General features: G+C 50.3%; 22 protein-coding genes and 1 tRNA gene. 1 reads left to right on the forward strand and 22 read right to left on the reverse strand.

Annotated features, from left to right (window positions below):
* Positions 1-76: transfer RNA gene (locus tag QBE55_13055), tRNA-Val, on the reverse strand.
* Positions 77-209: 133 nt separating this feature from the next.
* Entirely contained in the window at positions 210-1,283 is a 1,074-nt protein-coding gene (hisC, locus tag QBE55_13060; protein ID WZL78417.1) for a histidinol-phosphate transaminase, read from the reverse strand.
* A gap of 211 nt (positions 1,284-1,494) precedes the next feature.
* Here hisC and QBE55_13065 point away from each other — a divergent pair, with 211 nt between their 5' ends.
* Complete coding sequence (locus tag QBE55_13065; GenBank protein WZL78418.1) at positions 1,495-2,295, forward strand: histidinol-phosphatase HisJ family protein; 801 nt, start codon at positions 1,495-1,497, stop codon at positions 2,293-2,295.
* A gap of 225 nt (positions 2,296-2,520) precedes the next feature.
* Here the strand turns inward: QBE55_13065 and tkt are convergent, their stop codons facing one another.
* The 20 genes from tkt to ftsA all read right to left on the reverse strand — a co-directional run bounded on the left by tkt (position 2,521) and on the right by ftsA (position 24,838).
* Positions 2,521-4,506 carry a transketolase gene (tkt, locus tag QBE55_13070; protein WZL78419.1) on the reverse strand — a complete coding sequence of 662 codons (1,986 nt, stop codon included), beginning with the start codon at positions 4,504-4,506 and terminating at the stop codon, positions 2,521-2,523.
* 459 nt (positions 4,507-4,965) lie between these two features.
* Entirely contained in the window at positions 4,966-5,250 is a 285-nt protein-coding gene (locus QBE55_13075; GenBank protein ID WZL78420.1) for a DUF6171 family protein, read from the reverse strand.
* Positions 5,250-6,725 carry an alpha-N-arabinofuranosidase gene (locus QBE55_13080; GenBank protein WZL78421.1) on the reverse strand — a complete coding sequence of 492 codons (1,476 nt, stop codon included), beginning with the start codon at positions 6,723-6,725 and terminating at the stop codon, positions 5,250-5,252. Before QBE55_13080 ends, QBE55_13075 begins: the two co-directional genes overlap by 1 nt.
* Before the next feature lie 143 nt (positions 6,726-6,868).
* On the reverse strand, positions 6,869-8,341 hold the full coding sequence (gene araA, locus QBE55_13085; GenBank protein ID WZL78422.1) for an L-arabinose isomerase: 1,473 nt from the start codon (positions 8,339-8,341) through the stop codon (positions 6,869-6,871).
* Positions 8,342-8,523: 182 nt separating this feature from the next.
* On the reverse strand, positions 8,524-10,146 hold the full coding sequence (locus QBE55_13090) for an FGGY-family carbohydrate kinase (GenBank protein ID WZL78423.1): 1,623 nt from the start codon (positions 10,144-10,146) through the stop codon (positions 8,524-8,526).
* 81 nt (positions 10,147-10,227) lie between these two features.
* Positions 10,228-11,991 carry an aminopeptidase P family protein gene (locus QBE55_13095; GenBank protein ID WZL78424.1) on the reverse strand — a complete coding sequence of 588 codons (1,764 nt, stop codon included), beginning with the start codon at positions 11,989-11,991 and terminating at the stop codon, positions 10,228-10,230.
* 245 nt (positions 11,992-12,236) lie between these two features.
* Positions 12,237-13,715 (reverse strand): stage IV sporulation protein A, encoded by a 1,479-nt coding sequence (spoIVA, locus tag QBE55_13100; GenBank protein ID WZL78425.1) that lies wholly within the window; start codon positions 13,713-13,715, stop codon positions 12,237-12,239.
* A 166-nt stretch (positions 13,716-13,881) separates the two neighbouring features.
* Positions 13,882-14,493: a glycerol-3-phosphate 1-O-acyltransferase PlsY gene (gene plsY / locus QBE55_13105; protein ID WZL78426.1), complete on the reverse strand. Its 612-nt coding sequence runs from the start codon at positions 14,491-14,493 to the stop codon at positions 13,882-13,884.
* Position 14,494: 1 nt separating this feature from the next.
* The gene (gene der / locus QBE55_13110) at positions 14,495-15,820 is read right to left on the reverse strand and encodes a ribosome biogenesis GTPase Der (GenBank protein WZL78427.1); all 1,326 of its coding nucleotides are present in this window, start codon (positions 15,818-15,820) and stop codon (positions 14,495-14,497) included.
* Positions 15,821-15,959: 139 nt separating this feature from the next.
* On the reverse strand, positions 15,960-16,442 hold the full coding sequence (locus QBE55_13115) for a DUF3189 family protein (protein ID WZL78428.1): 483 nt from the start codon (positions 16,440-16,442) through the stop codon (positions 15,960-15,962).
* Positions 16,439-16,906, reverse strand: a complete 468-nt coding sequence (locus QBE55_13120; GenBank protein WZL78429.1) for a DUF3189 family protein — start codon at positions 16,904-16,906, stop codon at positions 16,439-16,441. Before QBE55_13120 ends, QBE55_13115 begins: the two co-directional genes overlap by 4 nt.
* A gap of 30 nt (positions 16,907-16,936) precedes the next feature.
* A complete protein-coding gene (locus QBE55_13125; protein ID WZL78430.1) occupies positions 16,937-18,070 on the reverse strand; it encodes a stage II sporulation protein P in 1,134 nt (377 codons plus the stop codon).
* Complete coding sequence (locus QBE55_13130; GenBank protein WZL78431.1) at positions 18,051-18,791, reverse strand: DUF1614 domain-containing protein; 741 nt, start codon at positions 18,789-18,791, stop codon at positions 18,051-18,053. The genes QBE55_13125 and QBE55_13130 overlap by 20 nt, the downstream gene beginning before the upstream one ends.
* Before the next feature lie 145 nt (positions 18,792-18,936).
* Positions 18,937-19,392, reverse strand: coding sequence for a transcriptional regulator NrdR (nrdR, locus tag QBE55_13135; protein ID WZL78432.1), 456 nt, complete (start codon positions 19,390-19,392; stop codon positions 18,937-18,939).
* A gap of 106 nt (positions 19,393-19,498) precedes the next feature.
* Entirely contained in the window at positions 19,499-19,747 is a 249-nt protein-coding gene (locus tag QBE55_13140) for a YlmC/YmxH family sporulation protein (GenBank protein ID WZL78433.1), read from the reverse strand.
* Between the two features lie 91 nt (positions 19,748-19,838).
* Positions 19,839-20,612, reverse strand: a complete 774-nt coding sequence (gene sigG / locus QBE55_13145) for an RNA polymerase sporulation sigma factor SigG (GenBank protein WZL78434.1) — start codon at positions 20,610-20,612, stop codon at positions 19,839-19,841.
* Positions 20,613-20,691: 79 nt separating this feature from the next.
* Positions 20,692-21,423, reverse strand: a complete 732-nt coding sequence (gene sigE, locus QBE55_13150) for an RNA polymerase sporulation sigma factor SigE (protein WZL78435.1) — start codon at positions 21,421-21,423, stop codon at positions 20,692-20,694.
* Positions 21,424-21,438: 15 nt separating this feature from the next.
* Positions 21,439-22,335 (reverse strand): sigma-E processing peptidase SpoIIGA, encoded by an 897-nt coding sequence (gene spoIIGA / locus QBE55_13155; GenBank protein ID WZL78436.1) that lies wholly within the window; start codon positions 22,333-22,335, stop codon positions 21,439-21,441.
* A gap of 226 nt (positions 22,336-22,561) precedes the next feature.
* The gene (gene ftsZ, locus QBE55_13160) at positions 22,562-23,638 is read right to left on the reverse strand and encodes a cell division protein FtsZ (GenBank protein WZL78437.1); all 1,077 of its coding nucleotides are present in this window, start codon (positions 23,636-23,638) and stop codon (positions 22,562-22,564) included.
* A 15-nt stretch (positions 23,639-23,653) separates the two neighbouring features.
* Positions 23,654-24,838, reverse strand: coding sequence for a cell division protein FtsA (gene ftsA, locus QBE55_13165; GenBank protein ID WZL78438.1), 1,185 nt, complete (start codon positions 24,836-24,838; stop codon positions 23,654-23,656).
* Positions 24,839-24,888: the final 50 nt, after the last annotated feature.

Consider the following 24,888-nt stretch of genomic DNA (forward strand, 5'->3'; position numbering starts at 1 on the left):
TGGTGGGAACAATAGGGCTCGAACCTATGACCCCCTGCTTGTAAGGCAGATGCTCTCCCAGCTGAGCTATGCTCCCAAACGCCGCTCTGTTTCAGCAGCAAGTAAGATTATAATATATCCGGGCGGAGAAGTCAACCACTTGTTGTCAAAATTTCGCAGAATAATTCTCTGTCAACCGGTATATACTTTTCTCCATTCTCCATTTCCACTCACCGTTCCTCCACGTCCACCAGTATTTCCGCCAGACTGTGAAGAAAGTACCGGTTGTCCTCCATCCGGCCGATCGTCACCCGTAAACAATCCTTCAACATCGGATCCCCGGCAAACCGTCTTACCAAAATGCCCTTTTTCAGCAGGCGCTGATAAACCAAAGCACCGTTTTTCACCCTGAACAGGATGAAATTTGCCTTGGTGGGATAGGGATGAACCCCCCGGAGCCCATCCAACGCCTGAAAAAGCCACTCCCTGGCATCCCGGATCTCCCGTACCTGTTTCTCCCGGTCCTCCCTGCACTGCCATATGAGCTCCGCCGCCCGTTGCGAAAAGCAGTTGACGTTGAACACAGGCTTTATTTTTTGAATCCCATACGCCAGGTTTTTGTTGCATGCCAGGTAACCGACCCGCAGCCCTGCAATCCCCATGGCATGGGAAAAGGTCCGCAAAACCACCAGATTGGGATATTGATCAATGAATGAAATCACAGACTCTCCACAGAACTCATAATAAGCTTCATCCACCACCACAATCCCGTCAAAGCTCCGGGCCAGCTTCCGGATATCCGGAACCGGCATGATATTTCCGGTCGGATTATTGGGAGAGCCGATATAAATCACTTTCGGCTCATATTCCTCCATCGACTGCTCCATCTCTCCCAAATCATAGCAGAATTCCTTGCCCAGTGGATATTCCGCCGCAATTCCTCCTGCAATCCGCGTACATTGGGAGTACACAGGGAAAGAAGGCGAAGGACACAATACCGCATCTCCCCAGTCCACAAAGGCATTGGTAACCATCCGGATCAACTCATCCGATCCGTTGCCAATCAGGATACTGTCCCGGCTGATCTTCAGATCCTCCGCCAGTTTCTCGCGCAGGGAATCTGCATCCGGGTCGGGATATCGATGATAGTTGTTTTCTTCGAGCAGCTCAGAAGCCAGCTGCGCCCGTATTTCCAGAGGGATTGGAAAAGGGGTTTCATTGGCATCCATTTTCAGGGAAAACTCTCCCCTTACAGGACGATAAGGTTTCAACGATCGGAGGTCTTCACGCAGATATTCCTTCATTCTTCCGCCTCTCTTCCCATGAACCATACTAAAGCAAAGAAAACAGAATTATGTCCTATCCTGTACTATTCTGCATAGATACGGCTGTTTCCTCCCAACCCCATGAAATATGTTTTGCCAGTTGACTTACCCACGCGGGACTACTACAATACGGTTTGGGATCGTTGAAACAATGTGCCCGAAAATATATACAGAATGAAGGGGACTCGTATTGCTCGATTATCATATGCATACTTTCTTTTCTCCGGACGGGAAAATGACCATGGAAGAGGCATGTAAAAAGGCAATGTCCGTAGGACTGAAAGAAATTGCCTTTACAGATCATATGGACATGAACCTGCCGGAGAACAAAAACGCCTTTCAAATCACGGATATGGATCAATATATTCAATCCATTGCATCCGTCCGGGAAAAATACAAGGGAAAGCTCTCCGTAAAAACCGGCATAGAAATCGGTCTTCAGGACCGGACTCTGGAAGCCGCCGCATCTCTTGTCAGAAGCTATCCCTTTGACTTTGTCATAGCCTCGCTCCACCTGGTGGACGGGCTGGACCCCTACCGCCCGGAATACTATAAAGGACGGGACAAGTTAAAAAGTTATACCGTCTATTATCAGAAAATTTACGATCTTCTTCGCCAATATGACGATTACTGTGTCCTGGGACATCTGGACTATGTGAGACGTTATATGCCCTATCCCTATGCCCCGGAAGATTATAAAATCGGAATGGAAATCATAGAATCCATTTTAAAACTGCTGGTGGAAAGGGGCAAGGGCCTGGAATTGAATACAGCAGGCTGCAAACACAGCTCCAGGCAGCCTCATCCACATCCTGCCATTTTAAAACGATACCGGGATCTGGGCGGAGAAATTGTCACCATCGGATCCGATGCCCATGCCGTGAATGATGTGGGATATGAAAACAGGAGAGCACTGGAATGGTTGAAACAGGCCGGATTTGACTATGTAACCTTCTTTACAGACAGGCAGCCAGAGTTTGTAAAAATATAAAATGCCGACGCATCCTTTCATGCCTGGTTTCTGTCAGGTTTTGATCCGGAAGAAAACAGTAACAGCAATCAAAAGCATTGAAAAAGTATTGCAGATATATTGGAAATGCATTGGAAATGCAATCAACCGGATACCACGAAGCTTTCGTGATATCCGGTTGATGTTTTCGCCAAATTCTATATCCTATATTGATTTCTATTTATTTCAATTCTATCCCTGGACAGGTCAAAGGACTGTTTCCCTCGCCTTTTTGACAATGTTCTCCACTGTAAAGCCGAATTCTTCAAACAGGATGTTATATTTGCCGGATGCGCCGAAGTGATCCATGGAAATAACATCTCCGTCCAACCCGGTATATTTCTGCCAGCCAAAGGAAGTGCCTGCTTCCACAGCAAGTCTGGCCCGTACCTTTTTCGGCAGTACACTTTCCCTATAGTCTTCCGTCTGCTCTTCAAATATTTCCCAGGAAGGCATGCTGACGACCCGGGCATCGACTCCCTGCTCTTTCAGAACCTTCTGTGCCTGTACAATCAGCTGTACTTCGGAACCGGAAGCCATCAGAATCATATCCGGTATTTCCTTTTCAGAATCCTTCAGGATATAGGCACCCTTCAGTGCACCCCTGCCCGTACCATCCAGCAGAGGCAGGTTCTGACGGGTCAACGCCAAAGCGGTGGGACCGTCGGTTCGGGACAATGCGGACACATAAGCTGCTGCAGTTTCCCTGGAATCTGCGGGCCGGATCACCGTAAAGTTCGGAATGCTGCGCAGGGAAGCCAGCTGCTCAATGGGCTCATGGGTGGGCCCGTCCTCTCCCACACCGATGCTGTCATGAGTCAGAACATAAAGCACCGGCAGCTTCATCATGGCAGACAGCCGCATGGCGCCTTTCATGTAATCACTGAATACAAAGAAAGTGGCAACATAGACGGTTAACCCGCCGTGAGCAGTCATGCCGTTGGCAATGGCTGCCATCGCATGCTCCCGAACGCCAAAATGCAGATTGGAACCTGCATAATCCCGTGCGGAAAAGTTTCCCATATTTTTTATTTCCGTCTTGTTGGAAGGAGCAAGATCTGCGGACCCGCCAATCAGATTGGGAACCTTTTTGATCAGGCGATTGAGTATCTCTCCGGAGGCAGAACGGGTAGCCATATCTCCCTCAAAATGCCAAAACTCCTTGTCATCCAACAAATCTTCCTTTTGGCAGGGCTGATGCCAGGCTTCCCAGTCGGCGGCCAGATCCGGATAATGTTCCTGATAGGGATCCCATAGCTTGTTCCAATCCTCTTCTGCCTTTTGCCCCTGAGAGACAAGTTCCTTCATATGCTCCCTTATCTCATCCGGTACATAGAAGGATTTATCCGGATAATAATGCAGAAATTCCTTGGCAGCCTGGACGTTCTCCGCACCGAGGGGTGCGCCGTGAGCAGCGGCAGTACCCTGCTTTGCAGGCGCTCCGTATCCAATCACGGTACGTACGATAATCATGCTGGGCTTTTCCGTCTCCTGTCTGGCTTCCTTCAATGCTGCTTCAATGGCATCCGTATCGTTGCCGTCCTCCACCCGCAGCACCTGCCATCCGTATGCTTCATAACGTTTGCCCACATCTTCCGTAAAAGCGATATCCGTACTTCCTTCAATGCTGATGGAATTGGAATCATACAGAAGAATCAGTTTTCCAAGCTTCAGCGTGCCGGCCAGTGAAGAGGCTTCTCCAGAAATGCCCTCCATCAGGCAGCCATCCCCGCATAAAGCATAGGTATAATGGTTTACGATCTCATATCCGGGCCGGTTGAACTTTGCTGCCAAATGGGCTTCCGCCATTGCCATGCCCACTGCATTGGCAATTCCTTGTCCCAGTGGGCCCGTGGTCACCTCCACTCCGGCTGTGTGGCCGTATTCCGGATGTCCGGGAGTCCTGCTGCCCCATTGCCGGAAATTCTTCAGATCCTCCATTGTCAGACCGTATCCAAATAAATGAAGGAGGGAATAAAGCATCATGGATCCGTGCCCTGCGGAAAGAACAAACCGATCCCGGTCTGCCCACGATGGATCCCTGGGATTATGTTTCAAAACCTTTGCCCAAAGGGTATAAGCCATGGGAGCCGATCCCATCGGCAGTCCCGGATGGCCGGATTTTGCCTTTTCCACTGCTTCTGCCGATAAAATACGTATGGAATTGATGCATAGCTGGTCAATCTTGTTCATCCGTTCATCCTCCTGTTTATTTCCTGTCAATAATTTTGCAATCGCTTCTATTATATTCTATTGAGCAGCGATATTCAAATCCTAAATGAATCACGACAGAGACGGACTATAGGCTGTTTACGGCTATCCGGCCATTGTGGTATCCACCCTAAATGAATCATGACAGGGACGAACTTCGTGGGTCGGTCGCCTGCATTGCCCACATAGCGGAATAAACGCCGCCTTTCGCCAGCAGATCCGGATGTGTACCCTCTTCCACAATCCTTCGGATTGAAAAGGCCTGCAGACGTCTCAAACAATCCGGTCAGCCCATATCGGACATTGCTGAGTCCGTGGGATATGCCAATCAATTTTACTTCGCCAGGGAATTCAAGCGGCTCACAAGAATGACCCCGAGTGAATATCGAATGAATCCGGAGAGGAGCGAAATTCTCAGTTATCATACCTTTGTACGGCCCTTCAGCCAGCAGGAATGGGAGAACCATTCCATTTAGGCGGGGAATCCGGGCAACCCATATATCGTCTGGCTGCCCGCAATTCCACTACGCAGCCGCAAAGAGCGCAAAACCCATTCACCAGATGGGCACACTCCCTGCAGCTTTTCAGTCTTTCCCGATACACCCCATCCTCCGTGCGCCGTTCCATCGGCATATTGTTCAGCCGGTCTCGTACCAAAGCCCAGAACTCTTTCTGATCTTCCATTTCACGAAGCAGACAGCGGCATGGCTCAATACTGATTGACATTATTTTACCGCCAGCTCCACTATACTGCAGGGCGGCATATGAAGTTCCAGCGCGGATCCTCCCCAGGTTTCCTTTGCCGTATAATCTGAAAAAATCTCCGGATGTACCGTCTCCGGCGCTTCAAAGGTATTGTGGGACCTCATGCTGCCATGCAGAATTCTCCCCCGGACCTGCTTTGCTTGCTTTCCCAGCAGCTCGCAGGAAATCACGGCATCCTCTTCCCCGGAAAGGTTGGCAATGGTAATATGAACCTGTCCGTTTTCATCCACGGAAGCGGACTCATGAAGCTGAGGGATGCCGCCGACCTGCCGTGTTTCCAGATAGCTTTCCAGCAATTCCGCGTTCTGATGATTTTTATAAAGATCAAAGACATAATAGGTCGGGGTCCGCAGCATCTTTTCCCCCTCGGTGAGAAGAACCGCCTGAAGCACGTTTACCATCTGCGCCAGATTTGCCATAACAACCCGATCACTGTTCTTGTTGAAGATATTCAATGTAACCGCCGCAATCATGGCATCCCGCATGGTATTCTGCTGATAAAGGAATCCCGGATTGGTTCCCGGTTCCACATCATACCAGCTGCCCCATTCATCCACGACCAGACCCACCCGCTTTTCCGGATCATACCGATCCATGATCCCGCTGTGGCGGGAAATCAGTTCCTTCATTTGCAGGGCAGCCTCTAAAGTAGCGTAATATTCTTCCGTATTAAAATCCGTGGAAGAGCCCTTGTGCTGCCAATTCCCGGACGGGATCGTGTAATAATGCAGACTCAGACCGTCCATGTACTTCCCGGCAATCTTCATAACCGTATCCGTCCAGTGATAATCATCTGCATTGGGTCCGCAGGCGATCCGGAACACGTGATTGTCTCCATAATTCCGTACATAGGTCTGATACCGGCGATACAGATCCGCGTAATACTCCGGCCGCATATTGCCGCCACATCCCCAGTTCTCGTTGCCGATGCCAAAATACCTTACCCGCCAGGCTTTATCCCGACCGTTTTTTCGCCGCAGGTCTGCCATGGGAGAAACGCCGTCAAAGGTCAGATATTCCATCCACTCGCTCATTTCCCGGACGCTTCCGCTGCCCACATTTCCATTGACATAGGGCTCACAGCCCAACTGCCGGCAAAGCTCCATAAACTCATGCGTGCCAAAGGAGTTATCTTCCACAACACCTCCCCAGTGGGTATTGATCATCTTTTTTCGATTTTCCTTCGGTCCGACGCCGTCTTTCCAGTGATATTCATCCGCAAAACATCCTCCCGGCCAGCGAAGCACCGGAATCCGGATTGCTCTCAGGGCCTCTACAACATCGTTCCGGATGCCGTGGGTATTGGGAACGGGAGAATCCTCCCCCACATAAATTCCGTTGTAAATGCAGCGGCCCAGATGTTCGGAAAAATGTCCGTAAATTTCCGGATGAATCCGGCTTTTTCTGTGATTGGCGTTTACAATATATTTTGTCATGAAATCGCCTCTCCCTTGTTCCTGATCTGTTTTCTGCCTTTCGGATTGCCCTCTTTTATTGTCTCTTTCTTTGCCTTTTCCCTTTCTTTGTCTTTGCCTTATCCTGGCCTTTTGTCTTTGCTTTTTGTCTTTGTCCCTCCTTGTTATCCTTTCAGTTTCCACGCAAGGTCAGAAAGGAAGAGATCGTGCTCCAGCTGCTCCGGCCGGGTATCGCGATGGATATGTACAAACTCGATGTCCATCATCCGGGCCCAATCCTTAAGCATCTCCGCATCGCAGTCCCGGCTTAGCACAGTATGATGTGCACCCCCGGCCAGGATCCAGCATTCCACTCCCGTGGTCAAATCCGGCTCAGGCTTCCACATCACACGGGCCACAGGCAAATTGGGCATGGTCTGCGTCGGCTTTACACACTCAATGTCCTGAACGATCAGCCGCAGGCGTCCACCCATGTCTATCAGACTGGCCACAACAGCCGGTCCTGCCTTGCCTTCAAACACCAGCCGCGCAGGAGCCTCCCGGTTGCCGATTCCCAGATCGTGCACTTCAATCCTGGGCTTCTCCGCCGCCAGGGACGGGCATACCTCCAGCATATGCGCTCCCAGGGAAATGCCGTTTTTCAAGTCATAGTTATAATCCTCCATAAAGGCCGTACCGCCGCCCATACCGTGGGTCATTGCCTTCACAATGGCCGTCAGGGCGGAAACCTTCCAGTCCCCTTCCCCGCCATATCCGTAGCCCTGGCGCATCAGATCCTGACTGGCAAGGCCCGGAAGCTGTTTCATTCCATACAGATCCTCAAAGGTATTGCTAAACGCCATACATCCTTCCTCATCCAGCATACGCTTTATGGCAATTTCCTCCCGCGCCTGATACCGAACGGTTTCCAGATCATCCGTCGCAAATTCATAATTTTTCCGATATTCCGACATGCAATCCTCTATCTCAGCATCCGTCACAGCGTCCATATATTCCACCAGCGTGCCTACCGGCCAGGTATTTACCTGCCAGCCCAGCTTGATCTGTGCTTCCACCTTGTCGCCTTCTGTAACGGCCACCTCGCGCATGTTGTCCCCGAAGCGCATTACCTTCATACGTCGGCTGACTGCTGCACCGACAGCCGCCCGCATCCATTTCCCGATTTTCTTCTGCGTTTCTTCGTCCTTCCAGTAACCAACCACTATCTTCCGGGCCTTCCGCATCCGGGCGCCGATAAATCCATGCTCCCGGTCTCCATGGGCGCTCTGATGCAGATTCATATAATCCATGTCCATGGCTTCATTGGGGATTTCTTCATTGAACTGGGTATGGAAATGCAGCCAGGGCTTTTGCAGGAGCCCCAACCCGTTGATCCACATTTTGGAGGGGGAGAAGGTATGACAAAAAGTAATGATGCCGGCACATTCATCGTCATAATTGGCTTCCCGGATCAGCTTTTCAATCCCGCCGGCTGTTTTCACGGTATCCTTGTACACCATGTCATATGGCAGATTGCCGCTTCCGTTCAATCCGTCCGCTATGGCGCGGCCGTCCCGTTCCACCTGAGCCAGGGTCTCCGGCCCATACAGGAACTGGCTCCCCACCACAAACCAAAATGCATACTGTTTTTCTTTCATCGTATCTTACTCCTTTCTGCTTTATCTGATTTGTTTCCATCTTTGTCTGATCTGTATCCACTTTGTCTGATCTGTATCCATCTGAAATCATACCATCCCAATTCAGAAGACCGGAATTCACTCAGTATATGAGGTATAAATGAAAAATTGAAATAAAACTAAAATTATAGGATCATGATTTCCTACGAATCATGCAAATGCTCCACTGCAGCCTTTTGAATGGCCAGCCCTTCCAGATACCGCTTCATATAGGAATCAAATCCCTGGACATCACCGATTTTGGGCTCCACACAGGAACCCTGGATTTGGGCAAACACCCTGTCCGCAAGATAACGATCCAGGGTTTCACCTTCCTTCTTCCGCTGCCCATAGGCAGCCAGCAAGGCAATGCCCCAGGCGCCACCTTCTCCGGCAGATTCCATTACGGACACCGGTACATTCAGGGCAGCGGCCATCATCTGCTGGCCCACTCCCCTGGTTTTGAACAATCCGCCGTGGCCCAGCATTTTCTCCACTCTGACATGCTCCTGCCCGGTGAGAATATCCATGCCGATCCGGAGCACCGCCATAGCAGAAAGAAGCAGACTTCGGGAAAAGTTTGCCAGATGAAACCGGCTGTCCGGCGTACGGACAAACAGTGGACGGCCTTCCCGGAATCCGGTAATCGGCTCTCCGGAGTAATAATTGTAGGAAAGCAGTCCCCCGCAGTCGCTCTCTCCTTCCAAAGCCTTGAAGTAAAGGGCATCGTACAGATCCGACTTTTCGAACTTTACACCCATGGCTTCCAGGACTTCCCCGAACAGGCGCACCCAGGCGTCCAGATCCGAGGTGCAGTTGTTGCAGTGCACCATGGCAACCGGTTTCCCGGCAGGTGTGGTCACCCTATCAATTTCGGGGTAAATCCGGCTCAGTTCTTTCTCCAGTACCACCATTGCAAAAATGGAAGTCCCTGCCGAAACATTTCCTGTATGTTCGGCCACGCTGTTGGTGGCAACCATTCCGGTGCCGGCGTCGCCTTCCGGAGGACACAGTGGAATTCCGGCCTTCAGCTTTCCGCTGGGATCCAGCAGTCTGGCTCCTTCTTCGGTCAATACCCCGCCGGGCTCTCCGGCACTCCGGACCTCCGGCAGAATGTCCTCCAGACGCCAGCCCAGGGAAAGACCGGAAATCAGATCGTCAAACTGCTCCATCATTGCGGCTTGATAACTTCCGCTTTTGCCAATAGGAAAGACTCCGGAGGCTTCTCCCACACCGAGGATCTTTTCCCCTGTCAGTTTCCAGTGCACGTACCCTGCCAGTGTTGTCAGAAAGGAAATATCCCGGACATGGTCTTCCCTGCTGCAGATTGCTTGATACAAATGGGCAATGCTCCATCGCTGGGGAATATTGAAGCCGAACTTCTCCGTCAGAAGGCCAGCTGCCTGTTCGGTTATGGTGTTCCGCCAGGTACGGAAGGGAACCAACTGACGCCCTTCCCTGTCAAATACCAGATATCCGTGCATCATGCCGGAAATGCCAATGGAACCCACAGTGGAAAGATCCACTCCGTATTTGCCGTGTACTTTCTCCGCAAGGCTCCGGTAGCTGCCCTGCAGGCCTTTCCATATATCATCCGGGTGATAGGTCCATATTCCGTTTTCCAGCTTGTTCTCCCAGTCGTAGCTTCCGGAAGCAATGGGCTGATGGTCCTCTCCGATCAGCACCGATTTGATACGGGTGGACCCCAGTTCAATCCCCAGTGCGGTCCTGCCCTCCGGAATATCCTGCTTTGCCCGGTCCTGCCCGGCCGGATCTCCTTCCCTCATGAATCTGCACGCCCCTTCCCTTATAATTTCGTGGTTGTTTCGTTGTTTTTCTCCCTGAAAATCCGTTATAAAGGTTCGCTGTCAGATCGAAGATGTCATCTTACGAAGCCAGCTCTTCTGCTCTTCCCCAAGATAAGGGCTCAACTTCTGACAGACTTCTTTGTGATAGGTATTGATCCAGCCGATCTCATCCCGGTTCAAAAGGGACGGATCCATCGCCCGGATATCGATGGGACACCAGGTCAGCATATCAAATCGATAGAACTGCCCGTCTTCCACCTTTTTGTCCTCCACCACCACCACATCATTTTCTGTCCGGATGCCATACCGGTTTTCCTTATATACCCCTGGCTCGATGGTTATGATCATGCCCGGTACCAATGGCACATTGTTGCTGAATCCATGAGGACCCTCGTGGACACCCAGGCAAAAGCCGACGCCATGTCCCGTACCGCATTTATAGTCCATATGATATTTCCAGACAGGCTGCCTTGCCAGAACATCCAGATTCTTTCCGCTTGTTCCTTCCAGGAATATCGCCGAAGCCATGGCAATATGGGACTTCAGCACCAGGGTGAAATCCCTTTTCTCTTCTTCGCTGATCTCTCCCAGGACAATGGTCCGGGTAATATCCGTCGTGCCGCCGGAATACTGACCTCCGCTGTCCACCAGCAGCGTCCCTTCCGGCTTCAGCACGGAGTAGTTCTCCGGAGTGGCGGTATAGTGCATCATGGCAGCATTGGCATTGTATCCTGCTATGGTCCCAAAGGAGCAGCCCATGCAGCCCTTTTGCTGCATCCGGAATTTCAGAAGCTTTTCCGCAGCATTCAGCTCGGTAACTTTCCCCCCTGGGACATTGGTATCCAGCCAATACAGAAAGTTCACCATGGCAACGCCGTCTTTGACATAGGTGTCCTTTAAATTTCTGATCTCAACCGGATTTTTTACCGCTTTCAGCGGAACGATAATGTCGCTTTTATCGATGGCTTTGGCCTGCTTCACCGCAAAGCAGACCGCATAGCTGTTTGTTTCGCTGTCCACCAGCACGCTGCTGTCCGCAGGCAGGTCCGCAAGAGCCCGAAACACTTCCCCGTAATCCCGAACAGAAATATCATTTTCCCTTAAATAATCCCTTACTTCATCCGTCAGCTTACCGGGATCCACAAACCAGGTAACGGAATTCCCGGAAATCAGGAGATAGGATAGAATCACCGGGGTATAGGAAACGTCGTTTCCACGGAGATTCAGGAACCAGGCGATGGAATCCGGAGCAGAAACAATATAATGATCCACTCCATTCTTTTTCATATGGGAAAGCACCTGCGCCCGTTTTTCCCGAACGGAGAGCCCGGCAAAAGCCACATCCAGGAGAAACGCCTTGTCCATGGGCAGGGGAGGCCGATCGGTCCACAGTTCGCTCACCAGATCCATATCGCCCTTCAGGAATACGCCCTTCCTCTCCAGTCTTTTCTTCAGCTCCCGTACGTCCGCACAGGATACCACCCGGCCGTCCAGTCCGACTGCCTGTCCCCGAGTCAGACTCTGCTCCAGGAATTCCATATAATCGGGAACCCCCTTTTCCTTCTTGAACAGCTCAAACTCACTGTCCTGAATCTCCTTTGCAGCCTGTATGTAATAGCGCCCATCAGTCCAGAGAATGGCACGGTTCATTGTGACAACAACCGTTCCTGCAGAACCGGTAAATCCGGAGATCCATTCCCTGGCCCTGTAATAATCCGGAACATACTCATCCAGATGGGGATCTGCACTTGGTATCATATAAGCGTGGATGCCTTTCGCCTTCATACTCTCCCTCAGTGCCCCCAATTTTTCATTTATCGTCACATGAAAGACTCCCTTCTGTATCTCAGATACATTTTACATCAATTGCTTCTATTTTATCACCAATTTCCCATTTTGGCGAGTACCACGCGGAAGCAGCACGCCGAAAAAGAATAAAAGCCCTAAGCAACCGTACTTAAGGCTTTCTGCAAATGACGTCAAAATGACATCCGGTATTCAAATTTTTATTTTTCTGTTCGCTGCATTGCATCCGTGTTTCGGAGGGGTCTTCCGAAGGAGAATTCTCTTTATAATATAATGCAAATGAGCCCTCCGCTTCCCTCGTTGATGATTCTCTGAAGGGTCTCCTGGATCTTGAACCGGGCATCCTCCGGCATTCTCATCAGCTTGTTGGAAAGCCCTTCCCTCACCAGTTCATTGAGGGATTTTCCAAAGATGTTGGACTCCCATAGTTTGGACGGATCGTTTTCAAAGTCGTCCAGCAGATATTTGATCATCTCTTCGCTTTGCTTCTCAGTACCTACAATGGGAGAAATTTCCGTTTCAATATCAGCGCGGATCATATGCAGAGACGGCGCGCTGGCTTTCAGGCGGACTCCGAAACGACCTCCCTGCCGGATGATTTCCGGCTCTTCCAGTGTCAGCTCCTCCATGGACGGAGCCACCATCCCGTACCCGGTTTCCCTTACGTCTTTCAAGGCATCTGCCACCCGGTCATATTCCTTTTTTGCAAAGGCCAGTTCCTTCATCAGGCCGATCATCTGATAATCGCCTTCAATATGATAGCCACACTCTTCTCCCAGGATCTGATAGAAGAGTCCGGACTTGACATCCATCTGAACCTGCACTTTTCCGCTGCCCAGATCAATGTTTTCAATCTTCGGCTTTTCCAGATACTCGGAATCCTCGAAAGATTTGCCGAATCCATCCATATCCCGGATGCGCAGGGCATTTGCTGATACCTCCCTTGAGGAATCCATAATGTATTGAATCAGCCAGTGATCGTCATCCAGACTCAATACCCATTTGGAAACATCCAGTTTGATTTCCGTGATGGGGAATTCAAACAGCGCATTGCTGAGAATATTATGAATGTCCTCATCCGTCAGATTCAATACATCCAGTGCCAGAACCGGGACATCGTATTTTTCCTCCAGGGCGCCCTTGAGCTTTATCGTATCCTCTGCATCCGGTGTCCGGGTATTGAGAATCATGACAAAGGGTTTCTGTAATTCCTTCAGCTCCCGGATCACACGTTCTTCCGCCTCCACATAATTGGAACGTGGGATTTCGGTGATACTGCCGTCTGTCGTAACCACCAGGCCGATGGTGGAATGGTCGGCAATCACCTTTCGTGTACCGATCTCCGCCGCTTCTTCAAATGGAATGTCATAATCAAACCAGGGAGTCCTCACCATTCTGGGAGCTTCCCCTTCCATATGACCCATTGCCCCTTTTACCAGGTAACCGACACAATCCACCATACGGATATTCAGATTCGCATTTTCCTGCAGCGAAATCTGCACGGCTTCATTGGGAACAAACTTTGGCTGAGTGGTCATGATCGTGCGGCCTGCACCACTTTGAGGCATTTCATCACGGGATCTTTCCTTTTTAAAGTCGTTATCCATATTAGGAAGGACCAGTAAATCCATAATTCTTTTGATCAATGTGGATTTTCCTGTTCGAACCGGTCCCACCACGCCTATGTATATATCCCCATCGGTGCGTTCGGCAATATCCCGGTACAGGTCAAACTTCTCCATTAACTTTCCCCTCCCCATCTGGGAATTAGATTTGGGCCGGTCAGTTCCCAATATCTAACGTCCAGTTCTGTTTTCATACTTCATATATATTGGGAGCCGGAAAAGAATATGACAGGTTGTCAGCAAAAAATGCGGAAGGTCTCCGTTTCCGAAGCCCTGCCGCATATCAGATATCCTTTCCGGATTTGGAGAAGGAAAATTTGTTTTCCTGGCCGTTCAGCAGCCGCCTAATATTCTCTTTATGACGGAACAGGGCAAGAAGTGCCAGAATCACCCCGACCAGGATCATCTCAGGCGGCTTCCGGAAGATGGCCAGAAGAACAGGAAACAAAACCGCCGCACTGATCGAACCCAGGGACATGTATCGGGTCGTCAGAACCAAGGCAATGAGAAGCAAAAACAGAATCAGGCCGATTGTCGGAAATAAAACAAGAATCAGGCCAAAGGAACAGGCAATTCCCTTTCCTCCCCGAAAGCGGAGCAGGCAGGGCCAGTTATGGCCGATCACTGCCATGCATCCGCTGACTGCCCCTCCCAGCGGATTGCCTGAAGTCAGCCGCATACCCAGCCATGTGGCAACAGCGCCTTTTATGACATCACATAAAAAAACAATCAGCCCACTTTTGGTTCCCAATACACGCATTGCATTGGTGGTACCGGCGTTTCCGCTTCCATAATTCCGGATGTCAATATCTTTGGAAAACCTGCCCAATAAATAGGAAGGGGAAAAGTTCCCCACAAAATAACCAATCACTGCTGCCAGCATATAATATCCCATTTCAAACCCCCTGTTTCGTTTTCTCCCGTACCAGGATACGAAGAGGCGTACCCTCCAGATCAAAGGTCTTTCGAAAATAATTCTCCAGATAACGTTGATAGGAAAAATGCAGAAACTCCGGATGGTTGACAAAAAGGACAAAAGTAGGCGGCTTCACGGAAACCTGTGTACCATACAGGATTCTCAGGCGTCTCCCCTTGCCGGCAGGCGGTTCGTTCACCGCTATGGCATCGGCAAGGCAATCGTTCAGTACCCCGGTGGAGACCCGGAAGGTACATCGGCGATACACCTGATTCACCAGCTCTATAATGCGCCCCACCCGCTGCCCGGTTTTTGCGGAAAGAAAGACATCCGGCGCATAAGTCATAAAACTCAGACGATTCCGGAGCCTTTTGTGGTATTCCTCCATGGTATGGGTTTCCTTCTCAATTTTATCCCATTTATTCATGACGAGAACGCAGCCTTTCCCCTCTTCATGAACCAATCCCGCGATTTTCGCATCCTGCTCCGTGATGTCCTCCGAAGCATCCATTATCACCAGCGCCACATCACATCTTCGGATGGCGCTCAGAGCCCGCACCACGCTGTAGCGCTCCAGGGAATCATGAATCCGGCTCTTTCTCCGTATCCCCGCCGTGTCTATGATCACATACCTTTGCCCATCCTTCTCAAAGGAGGTATCAATGGCATCCCGGGTGGTACCTGGAATATCGTTCACAATAACCCGTTCCTCACCGAGAATCCGGTTGATCAGGGATGATTTTCCTGCATTGGGCTTTCCCACCACCGCAATTTGGATGGTTTCGGCCTTTTCCTCCTCCGGTCTCTCCCTGGGAAAATGCTTCACCATCTCATCCAGCAAATCTCCGATTCCCCGTTTATGGGCTGCGGATATGGATATGGGATCCCCGATTGCCAGATTATAAAACTCGTAGAGATTTGCCTCGTTCTCCTGCGTGTCGATCTTGTTTACAGCCAAAACAACAGGCTTGTCCGACCTGCGGAGCATTTCCGCCACATCCCGGTCCGCCGGCGTGACCCCCTGCTTCCCGTCGGTAAGAAACAGAATCACATCCGCCGTTTCCATGGCAATCTCTGCCTGACTTTTCATCTGCTGCAGCAGCGGGTCCCGGCTTTCGGGATCCATGCCTCCTGTATCAATCAAGGTAAACTTATGGTCCAGCCATTCCGCATCGGCGTATATTCTGTCCCGCGTAACGCCTGGGGTATTCTCCACGATGGAAATCCGTTTCCCGGTCAACTGGTTGAACAAAGCAGATTTTCCCACATTGGGTCTGCCGACAATCGCCACCATTGGTTTTGCCACACACACACCTCCCGGTCCTGTTCAAACAGTTCCTTTAAAAATTCATTTGATTCCCATCCATATGGGTAAATTTCATATTTTCCCGTGCCGGACACAAATCAACAATGTACCCATATTATCTGTCATATTCCGCATTTCGTCAAGAAAAATCCGAAATCTCCTGTCTGGCTTTCAGATTTTTCTTTACCCTTTGCACCAGTTTGACCAGTCTCCGGTAACTCCGCCGGATTCCCCAAACGGTCATTGGCCTTCCGATGGACACAATTCCGAACCTTCGCGTGAGAATCCCGCCGACAGAAGTGATTGGATGAAGCTCCACCAGAGCATTTGCCAGTAAAAAGCCGGTCTGATCCACCCCGCATGCGTTCAAATAGCTTTTCATGGCAGGAATCACCAGCTGTTTTTCATGCTTCATACCTATAATGTAAATGTCCCAGCCCATCTCATCCGTTCCCACATAAACCGGAGTTCCCAGTCTGCAATGATCCATTTTGTCATAAAATGGAACACTACGGAATTCAGTGAATGCCGGAATCCGGTTTTCCGGAAGATAATGCAGATGAATGGAGGCACAGGTTACGGAGGTGTGAGCACCTCCGTAACAACAATAAAATAATTTCACTCGGTTTTTTCACCTTCCAGGGATTGCTTTGCTTTTTCAACTGCTGCGGCACAGCCCTTATAATGCCTTCGAAACCAAACATGAAACCAGTGCGCAGCCAGCCTTTCCGCCCCGGTAAAGAAAAGAAAATTCTGCAGAATTCCGGGAAGAATTCCTCCCCGGGGTTTTGCCGGGATGAAACGAACCGGCTCCCAGATGCCAAAAACCACATTCATATTCTGAATGGCACGGATCAGCATGCCGCTGTGCTGTCTGCATCCAAGACTGTAAACTTCCCGGAACTGATCGTCCAGACCGACATAGATCAGATTGCCGGCCTGATTTGCATACCGGCGGCACAGCTCATACTGTCGGTCAATGGTATCCGGGGAAGGCGGTTCCTTTTCCGGATAAATCCCTGCATGAAGAGATGCCATAAGATAAGCTGCATAAGTTCCCCAATAACTGTAATAGATAATTCGCACAGTACCTCCCACAGCATGTACAGCCACCGGTTATTTTTTCTTTTTCCGGCCCAGAAAGCTGCTGTAATCCTGTCTGTTGGACTTCTTGATTTTGGAAAACCTCTCCCGGCTGCCCGTGCTGATGAAAAGAAAAGCAACAATGCCGACTGCCACAATGCCAATCATCCAAAGAAAGCCATGGCCGCCGGATTTTCCACTTTCATGGTTGACCGGAGTAACCTTTGTTTTCTTCCCTTCCGGCTTCCCGGTCTTCGGAGAATGCTTCTGGGCAGTCCCTCCGTACAGCGATTTGGAAACAATATCGGCCAGATAAGCTGTGGATCGTTCCGCCATCTCCTTGGAACTCTCATAGGTACCCACTTCAAAAAGCAGGGATCGGGGGGCCAGTTCCTGGTTATAGGAACCTTTCCCGAAATAGATATCCTTCAGCAGACCGGGATAATTTTTATCGGAAACCGCTTTAAATTTATATGCCAGCTCCTCGTTGGCTTTCCGGTTCTGGTTACGCCGGCCCAGTACGATCCGGATGGCGGTCATGTCCTGCCCGTCCACTTTTGCTGCATAATGGCTTTTTGGTACGGCATCCCTGTGAATATCAAATACGGCACGCACAGGAACATTCTTTTTCATCAGATTGACTGCGGTCCGTCTGGAGCGCCGGTAGGATCCCGCGTCATGCGGGTCGTGCCTGTCCCGGCTCAGTACGGCATCGATGCCTTTCTTCTTCAGGTTCGCCTGTAAAGCTTCCGCCACATCGAAAATGCCGCCGTTCCCCTTGATGCTTTCCTTCCCGTCCGTCGGAACGTAGGATTCATCGTTATGGGTACAATACAGCAGGATATTTCCCTTATCCTGCTGCGCCGCTTCCCTGGATTCCGGCTGCGTTTGCACAGCCGGAAGGGGAACTTCTCCCAAAAGCCTGGTATAGGCTGTTTTCTTTTCGCTGTCTACCCTGGTTACGATATAATGCTTGTTGTCGCTGCTGACATATTCATCCTTCAGGGATACTTCCCAGCCCATTACGGTCAGTTCCTTTTCGTTTTCATCCAGAAGGGTATAATAGCCCGGCTCCGGTTCAAACCAATCGTCGGCAGATGCAGGAATTGGGATCAGGAACAGCAAAAGCAGTATGGGGATCAGGGCCCTATTGATCATCTTCTTCATGATTCGTAACCTCCTCCTTCTTCTCTTTTTTCTCCTCTTCCTCCCCTTGTTTTTTCTCCGCCTTCATGCCAACTGCGCTGGTAAATTCCGCATGATCAAAATGCATATTTTTCTTGCTGGTGCCGCCCTGAATCTTTTCTCTCAGTTCTCCTACAAATTCCGCCAGCAACACCGCAAGGAAACCGGATATCACAACGGCATCCATCACACCGGCGGAGCCAATCCGGGTGGGCGCCGGAATGTTGCGGATCAGGTTTTCGATTCCCTGGGCAACATCCGCCAGTATCACACCCATAATGCCTGCAATAAAGGAGGCTCTTCTGGAACGCCCGAACAGGTAGGCAATGACACCTGCAAGAATGCCATAGATATAATTCGGGTCAAAAAGCATGGTTTCCGGCTCTGCAGGAAGCAATCTTCCTGCCAGGTAAACAGCGATGCCGGACAGCAGGGATGCCAGGACCGCCCTCCTTTTTTCCTTTCCCGTGCCTGCCTTGACAAAAAGATAAACAGCCAGGATAAGCGGAATAACCGCACCACCCAGATTGATCGAAAAGTTCTTTCCAAAAGGGATATCCGGAAGAATACCGCCTATGAAAATAGCAGCCAGAAAAAATAATGCCTGCTTGTCATTCAATCTCAGCCTGTCCAGAACCCGATGGCCGATCCCGAACAGGATCAAAATGCTTGCTACGACCAGGAGTGCTAATCCCAAGGGCATAATTTGTCACCTCTAGTTGAATTTGATTCAGGATTATCATTCCCTTTCCCAGGAAGTTGTATGCCATTCTCCTGACCAAAAACGAAAAAGAAACCAATGGAATATGGTTTCTCTTGATTTCTCTGCCATGCATCTCCAGCTATCGCTACTTTTCTTTCATCAGCTTGTTCAGTTCTTCCACAAATGTGTTGATATCCTTGAATTGCCGATAGACAGAAGCAAACCGGACATATGCCACTTCGTCCAGGGACTTCAGCCTTTCCATGACCATTTCCCCGATCCGCTGACTGGTGATCTCCCGATCCAGGGAATTGTAGACCTGCTTTTCAATGTCCTGTACAAGTGCCTCCAGATCCTTCATGGTTATCGGTCGTTTCTCACAGGCCTTCAGCAGCCCGGAAAGGATCTTATCACTGTCAAAAACCTCCCGGCGACCGTCCTTCTTTACAACCAGAATGGGGATATGTTCCACCTTCTCATATGTGGTAAACCGTTTGCCGCAATGGGCGCATTCCCGCCTGCGGCGAATCATCGTGCCTTCGTCCGTAGGCCTAGAATCCACCACCTTACTGTCCACAGCAAAACAAAATGGGCACTTCATTCACAGAACCTCCCTGAAGTTGTCTGTCGTACCCATTATATTATCTTTCTGCCTTTTCGTCCATCTTTTTTGAGCCTTATTTGCATTGGATTCCCAATGGAACGATTTATGGCACAGGCTGGACTTCCACATCCACCAGTACCACATCATCCCCAATTTTCCGGATTCTTTCCCATGGGATCACCAAATCGTCCCCCTCCCGCAGCAGCCCCAGGAAACGACTGGCTCCGGGAACGACAATGGCTGTGATACGGCCTTCGTTCAAATTGAATTCCATATCAATAATATTGCCCAGTCTTCGTCCATCCCGGATGTTAATGACCTCTTTCGTTCGAAAATCCGATGATTTTTGCAAAAAACCACCCCGCAATCCCAATCTCTTTTACTATAGTATTTGCGGAGTATGAAAAAGATGACTCCCGGCAGAGGAAGTCCATGATAAATTTTCAGATATATTTGCGCATATGCTTCAATGCCGTTTTTTCCAGTCGGGAAACCTGTGCCTGGGAGATGCCAATCTCCTCAGCCACTTCCATCTGGGTCCTCCCATCGAAGAAGCGGAGGGTAAGGATGAGCTTTTCCCTTTTATTCAGCTTTTTCATGGCTTCCTTGAGAGCGATTCCCTCCAGCCAGGTTTCATCCTGATTCTTTTCATCGCTGACCTGATCCATGACAAAAATAGCGTCTCCATCGTCATGATAGATGGGTTCAAACAGGGAAATGGGATCCTGAATGGCGTCCATGGCAAAAACGACTTCTTCCCTCGGAAGGTCCAGTTCTTTTGCAATTTCAGAAACCGTAGGCTCCCTGGAATTTTTGTTGATCAGCTGATCCCTCACCTGCAGGGCCCGATAGGCCGTATCCCTCAGAGACCGGCTGACCCGAATGGAATTGTTGTCCCGGAGATATCTGCGTATCTCGCCGATGATCATGGGCACTGCATACGTGGAGAACCGTACATTCTGTGACACATCAAAATTATCAATTGCCTTGATCAGACCAATACAGCCGACCTGAAACAGATCATCAATGTGTTCCCCCCTGTTGTGAAACCTCTGTATGACGCTCAAAACCAGCCTCAGATTGCCTTTTATAAACGTTTCCCTGGCACTTTCGTCTCCGGCATGTATACGCGAAAACAATTCCATCATTTCCTCGTTGGTCAAAACAGGCAACTTTGAAGTATTGACTCCACAAATTTCAACCTTGTTCGTGAGCATGCATTTTCCCCTCCATCCATATCTGATTCAGGACCCTGTTATTAAAAAAGTATTGCCCTGGACGGAGAGATTTATTCCTTTAAACCATTTGACTGATTTCCTTTTTCAGCCTTTTGATGATACGTTTTTCCAGCCTGGAGATATAGGATTGTGAGATGCCCAGCAGATCGGCAACCTCCTTCTGCGTTTTTTCCGAGCCGTCCCGAAGGCCGAACCGAAGTTCGATAATGCTGCGCTCCCTGCGGGTCAGCCGGCTCATGGCCAGATTGAGAAGTTCCTTGTCCACTTCATCTTCGATGTACTTGTATACCAGGTCATTCTCCGTTCCCAGAATATCAGACAGCAGCAATTCATTTCCATCCCAGTCGACGTTGAGCGGCTCATCCAGGGAAACTTCCGATTTGATTTTCCCATTGCGCCGCAGATACATCAGGATTTCGTTTTCAATGCAGCGGGAAGCATAGGTAGCCAGCTTGATTTTTTTGGAAGGATCAAAAGTGTTGACCGCCTTGATAAGCCCAATGGTGCCAATGGAAATCAGATCCTCCACACCGACTCCGGTATTTTCAAATTTTCGGGCAATATAGACCACCAGCCGGAGATTGCGCTCAATCAATGTATTTTTTACGGAAGCATCGCCTTTGCTCAGCCTGCCGATCAGAAAGGTTTCCTCTTCCCCGGACAGGGGAGGCGGCAGAGCTTCATTTCCGCTGATATAATTGATGAACCGGTTCTTCAGAATTTTCAGCCTGCCGGCTATCCGAATCCACAGGATCCGGCAGTACATCCCGATTTTCTGATAAATGGACATTCACAACTCCTCCTGCTATGGAATAATTTGTGGCTGAATCAAAGCATGGTATTCCTCGCTGCCGGATAATCTCTGGTTCCGGATGCCAATCAGAACCTCCCCGATTTCCGTCCAGGTACCATCCGCCTGAATCCGGGCCCGGTCCGGCCGGAAGGCAAGAAGAAGGCTTTCGGAATGCCCCAGGGTATGATAGGGCACCATACGGAACCGGCTGATCCACCTGGAATCGGCCATCACCCGGGTAATGTACTCCAGATTTTCTTCCCTGCCTTCCTGAAATATTCTTTCTATTTCAGGCGGCAGAAGGGTTTGAATCTGCTTAAACTCCACCACCATAACCGGAATTCCGGAAATCGGATCCGTCAGCTCGTTCCCGGTATCCAGGAAAGCATCGGTACCGATGCTTTCCCCATCGAAACCCACCTCCACCGGATAAATCAATTGATGACGGTTCAGCCGGAGCCGAAGAAGCGGCCACAGCCAACGATACAGCACAATCACGCAGACTACGGAAAAAATGACAATCGTCAATGGAAAGTCCCGGATGAAAAAGGCACCATTGGTTACGGTAATACCGGCATTGCAGAAATAATAAATTCCAAAGGCCGTTCCGCCGAGCAGAAACGTTGCGCCATAAAAAAGGCCGAAAAGTTTCATAAAATCCCGGAAGCCGGAAATCCGGAAACCGATGGCCAGCATGGCAAGGGACAGCAGTACTTTAAATGGAAACCGGGAAAGGATGGGAAAGCCGGGAAGGATCAGAAAGACGGCATAGACTGCGCCAACGCCTGCAGAACACCATAATCTCCACATGGGAGAGGCGTTTCCGGACAGCTTCCGTGTGATCCAGTTCAAAATAAAATTAAGGAACAGATTATCCAGCCAGATGACATCCAGATAGCGATACTCCACCCCAACCCCATCCTTTGTAAAGGCGGACCTGCCTCTTGTTGTCCTTATTATAACCTATCTGTAAAAAGAATCCTGTCAAATGGTGGTCATCCGGACAAAAAAATAACGACAATAAATGCTCCTTATTGTCGCTATTCCGCTCTTGCCGTGCTTCTTTCCACGGATCCCTTTCCCGGAGAAGTGTCCGCTTCTTTCCCTTCCCCACTGTGACAAAGAATCCACCGCTTTATTTGATCCGGTTGCGGCGCAGAAATGTCGGAATATCCAGGTCATCTTCATCGGTCTTTGCTGTGGAAGGCGTTTCTTTTTCAATGGTCTTGCCGGCCTTCCGCCGATCCTGCTTTTCTTCCTGCTTATCAAAACCGGTGGCAATAACGATGATCTGAATCTCGTCCTCCAGGCTTTCATCAATGACAGCACCGAAAATAATATTTGCGTCGGGGTCCGCAGACTCGGCAACCAGCTCCGCTGCTTCATTCACCTCAAACAATCCCAGGTTGGGTCCCCCGGTGATATTCAGCAAGACGCCCTTGGCCCCTTCAATGGTGGTTTCCAGCAGCGGACTCTGAATGGCCTGCTTCGCAGCATCCGTTGCACGGTTGTCTCCGCTGCCCTTCCCGATCCCCATATGGGCAAGGCCCTGTTCCTTCATAATGGTGCGGACATCCGCAAAGTCCAGGTTCACCAGACCCGGCACGGCTATCAGATCGGAAATGCCCTGTACGCCCTGCCGCAGAACATCATCTGCAACCTTGAAGGCATCCAGCATGGAAGTCCTTTTTTCCACTACCTGAAGCAACCTGTCATTGGGTATCGTGACCAGGGTATCCACCTTCTCCTTCAGCTGAGCAATGCCGTTATCCGCATTTTTTGCACGTTTCCTGCCCTCGAACAGGAAAGGCCTGGTGACCACGCCAACCGTCAGAATCCCCTGATCCCTGGCGATTTCGGCTACAATCGGAGCTGCTCCGGTTCCGGTGCCGCCACCCATGCCGGCAGTGATAAAAATCATATCGGCTCCCTTGATGGCCTGAAGGATTTCATCCCGGCTTTCCTCCGCGGCTTTCTGTCCGATATCGGGATTCGCTCCGGCTCCCAGACCCTTTGTGATTTTATCCCCTATCTGTATCTTCTGCGTCGCCTGCGAAAGGTATAGAGCCTGTTTGTCCGTATTGATGGAGATGAATTCCACACCTTTCAAGCCATGCTGAATCATACGGTTTACCGCATTATTGCCTGCGCCTCCGACACCTATTACCTTTATCTGTGCAAATTGATCCGTGTCAATATCAAATTCCAGCACGCCGTACCCTCCCTTTTAAAATGATATAAAATTGGAAAATCGATGTTTTATTTTCCGGATAAACGTCCGTATTGTTTTCGAAGTTCCGCCGGCTTTGTCCGGGCTGCTGCACCCCAGTGCATAAACTGCGGACAGGGTTGGACTGGAAAGCCCGATCATATCCGGTACCCCCAGCCGTATGGGAACCGCCAGAATCCCGGAAGCCAACCCCCTGATTCCCCGAAGCAGGGAGATCCCGCCTCCTGCCAGAACAGCGCTGTGGCAACAGGTCAGCAGTCCCTCCTCCCGGATCCTGCCCTTCACAATCTCCAGCAGCTCCCGGACCCGGGCCTCCACGATTTCTTGCAGAAAGGCCGGGGAAACATCCGTGGCGCCCGAATCACCGTTTTCCGGTATCTCTGTGGCAGCAGCCTCTTCCTCCCGTGCCAGGCCGAGAATACAGTGCCTTTTCAACTCTTCTGCCTGTTCGGAAGTCACCCCGGTCCCTGCCACAATATCCTGGGTAATGTTTTCCCCTCCCACCGGGATCCAGTCAAAAAATACCGGGATCCCCTTCCAATAGACAACAATATCTGTGGAATGCCCTCCCACATCAATCCAGACAGCACCTTTCTGCTTCTCTTCCCGGGAAAGAAACATCTCTCCGCAAACCAACGGTACGGAAAGAATCCGTTCCACCTCGATTTTTCGGGAAGTCACGATCCGCGTCAGCTGTTCCGCAAAATCATTGTTGACACAAATAAGGGAGGCCTCCAGAAGGATCCGTTTCCTCTCCATGCCAAGAGGATTTCCCACACGGCTTCCATCTGCCCGGAAGCCTCCGTACAATACATCAGATATCTTCCACGGGGAAGGCAGGGAGTAGGAGGCAGCCATTTTCTTCAGCTCCTCAATGTCCTGCCCGGACATCGGATGATCCGGGGTCATGCCTCCGGTATTGCGGATCAGGCCACAGAATTCATTGGGAATCCCCAGGGTGCAGTGGTCAACCCGGAAGCCCGCCATATTCCAGGCTTGTCCGAGAGCATCATCCAAAACACGGGACATCATCCCCTCAGACCTCCAGCCATCTCCGGAGACTCCGGCATACCGTACATTGCCCAGGCCGGACAACTCCAGAGAGCCGTCCCGGTTCCTATGTCCGACCCATACTGCCATCTTCGTCGTACCCGGATCAATTGCCATGATAGCATTGTTCAAAACAAGAGCCCTCACTTTACTAATACAGGTAAGCTGTTCCAATCTCCAGT

It is taken from the genome of Eubacteriales bacterium mix99 (assembly GCA_038396605.1).
GTDB lineage: Bacteria > Bacillota > Clostridia > Caldicoprobacterales > DTU083 > UBA4874.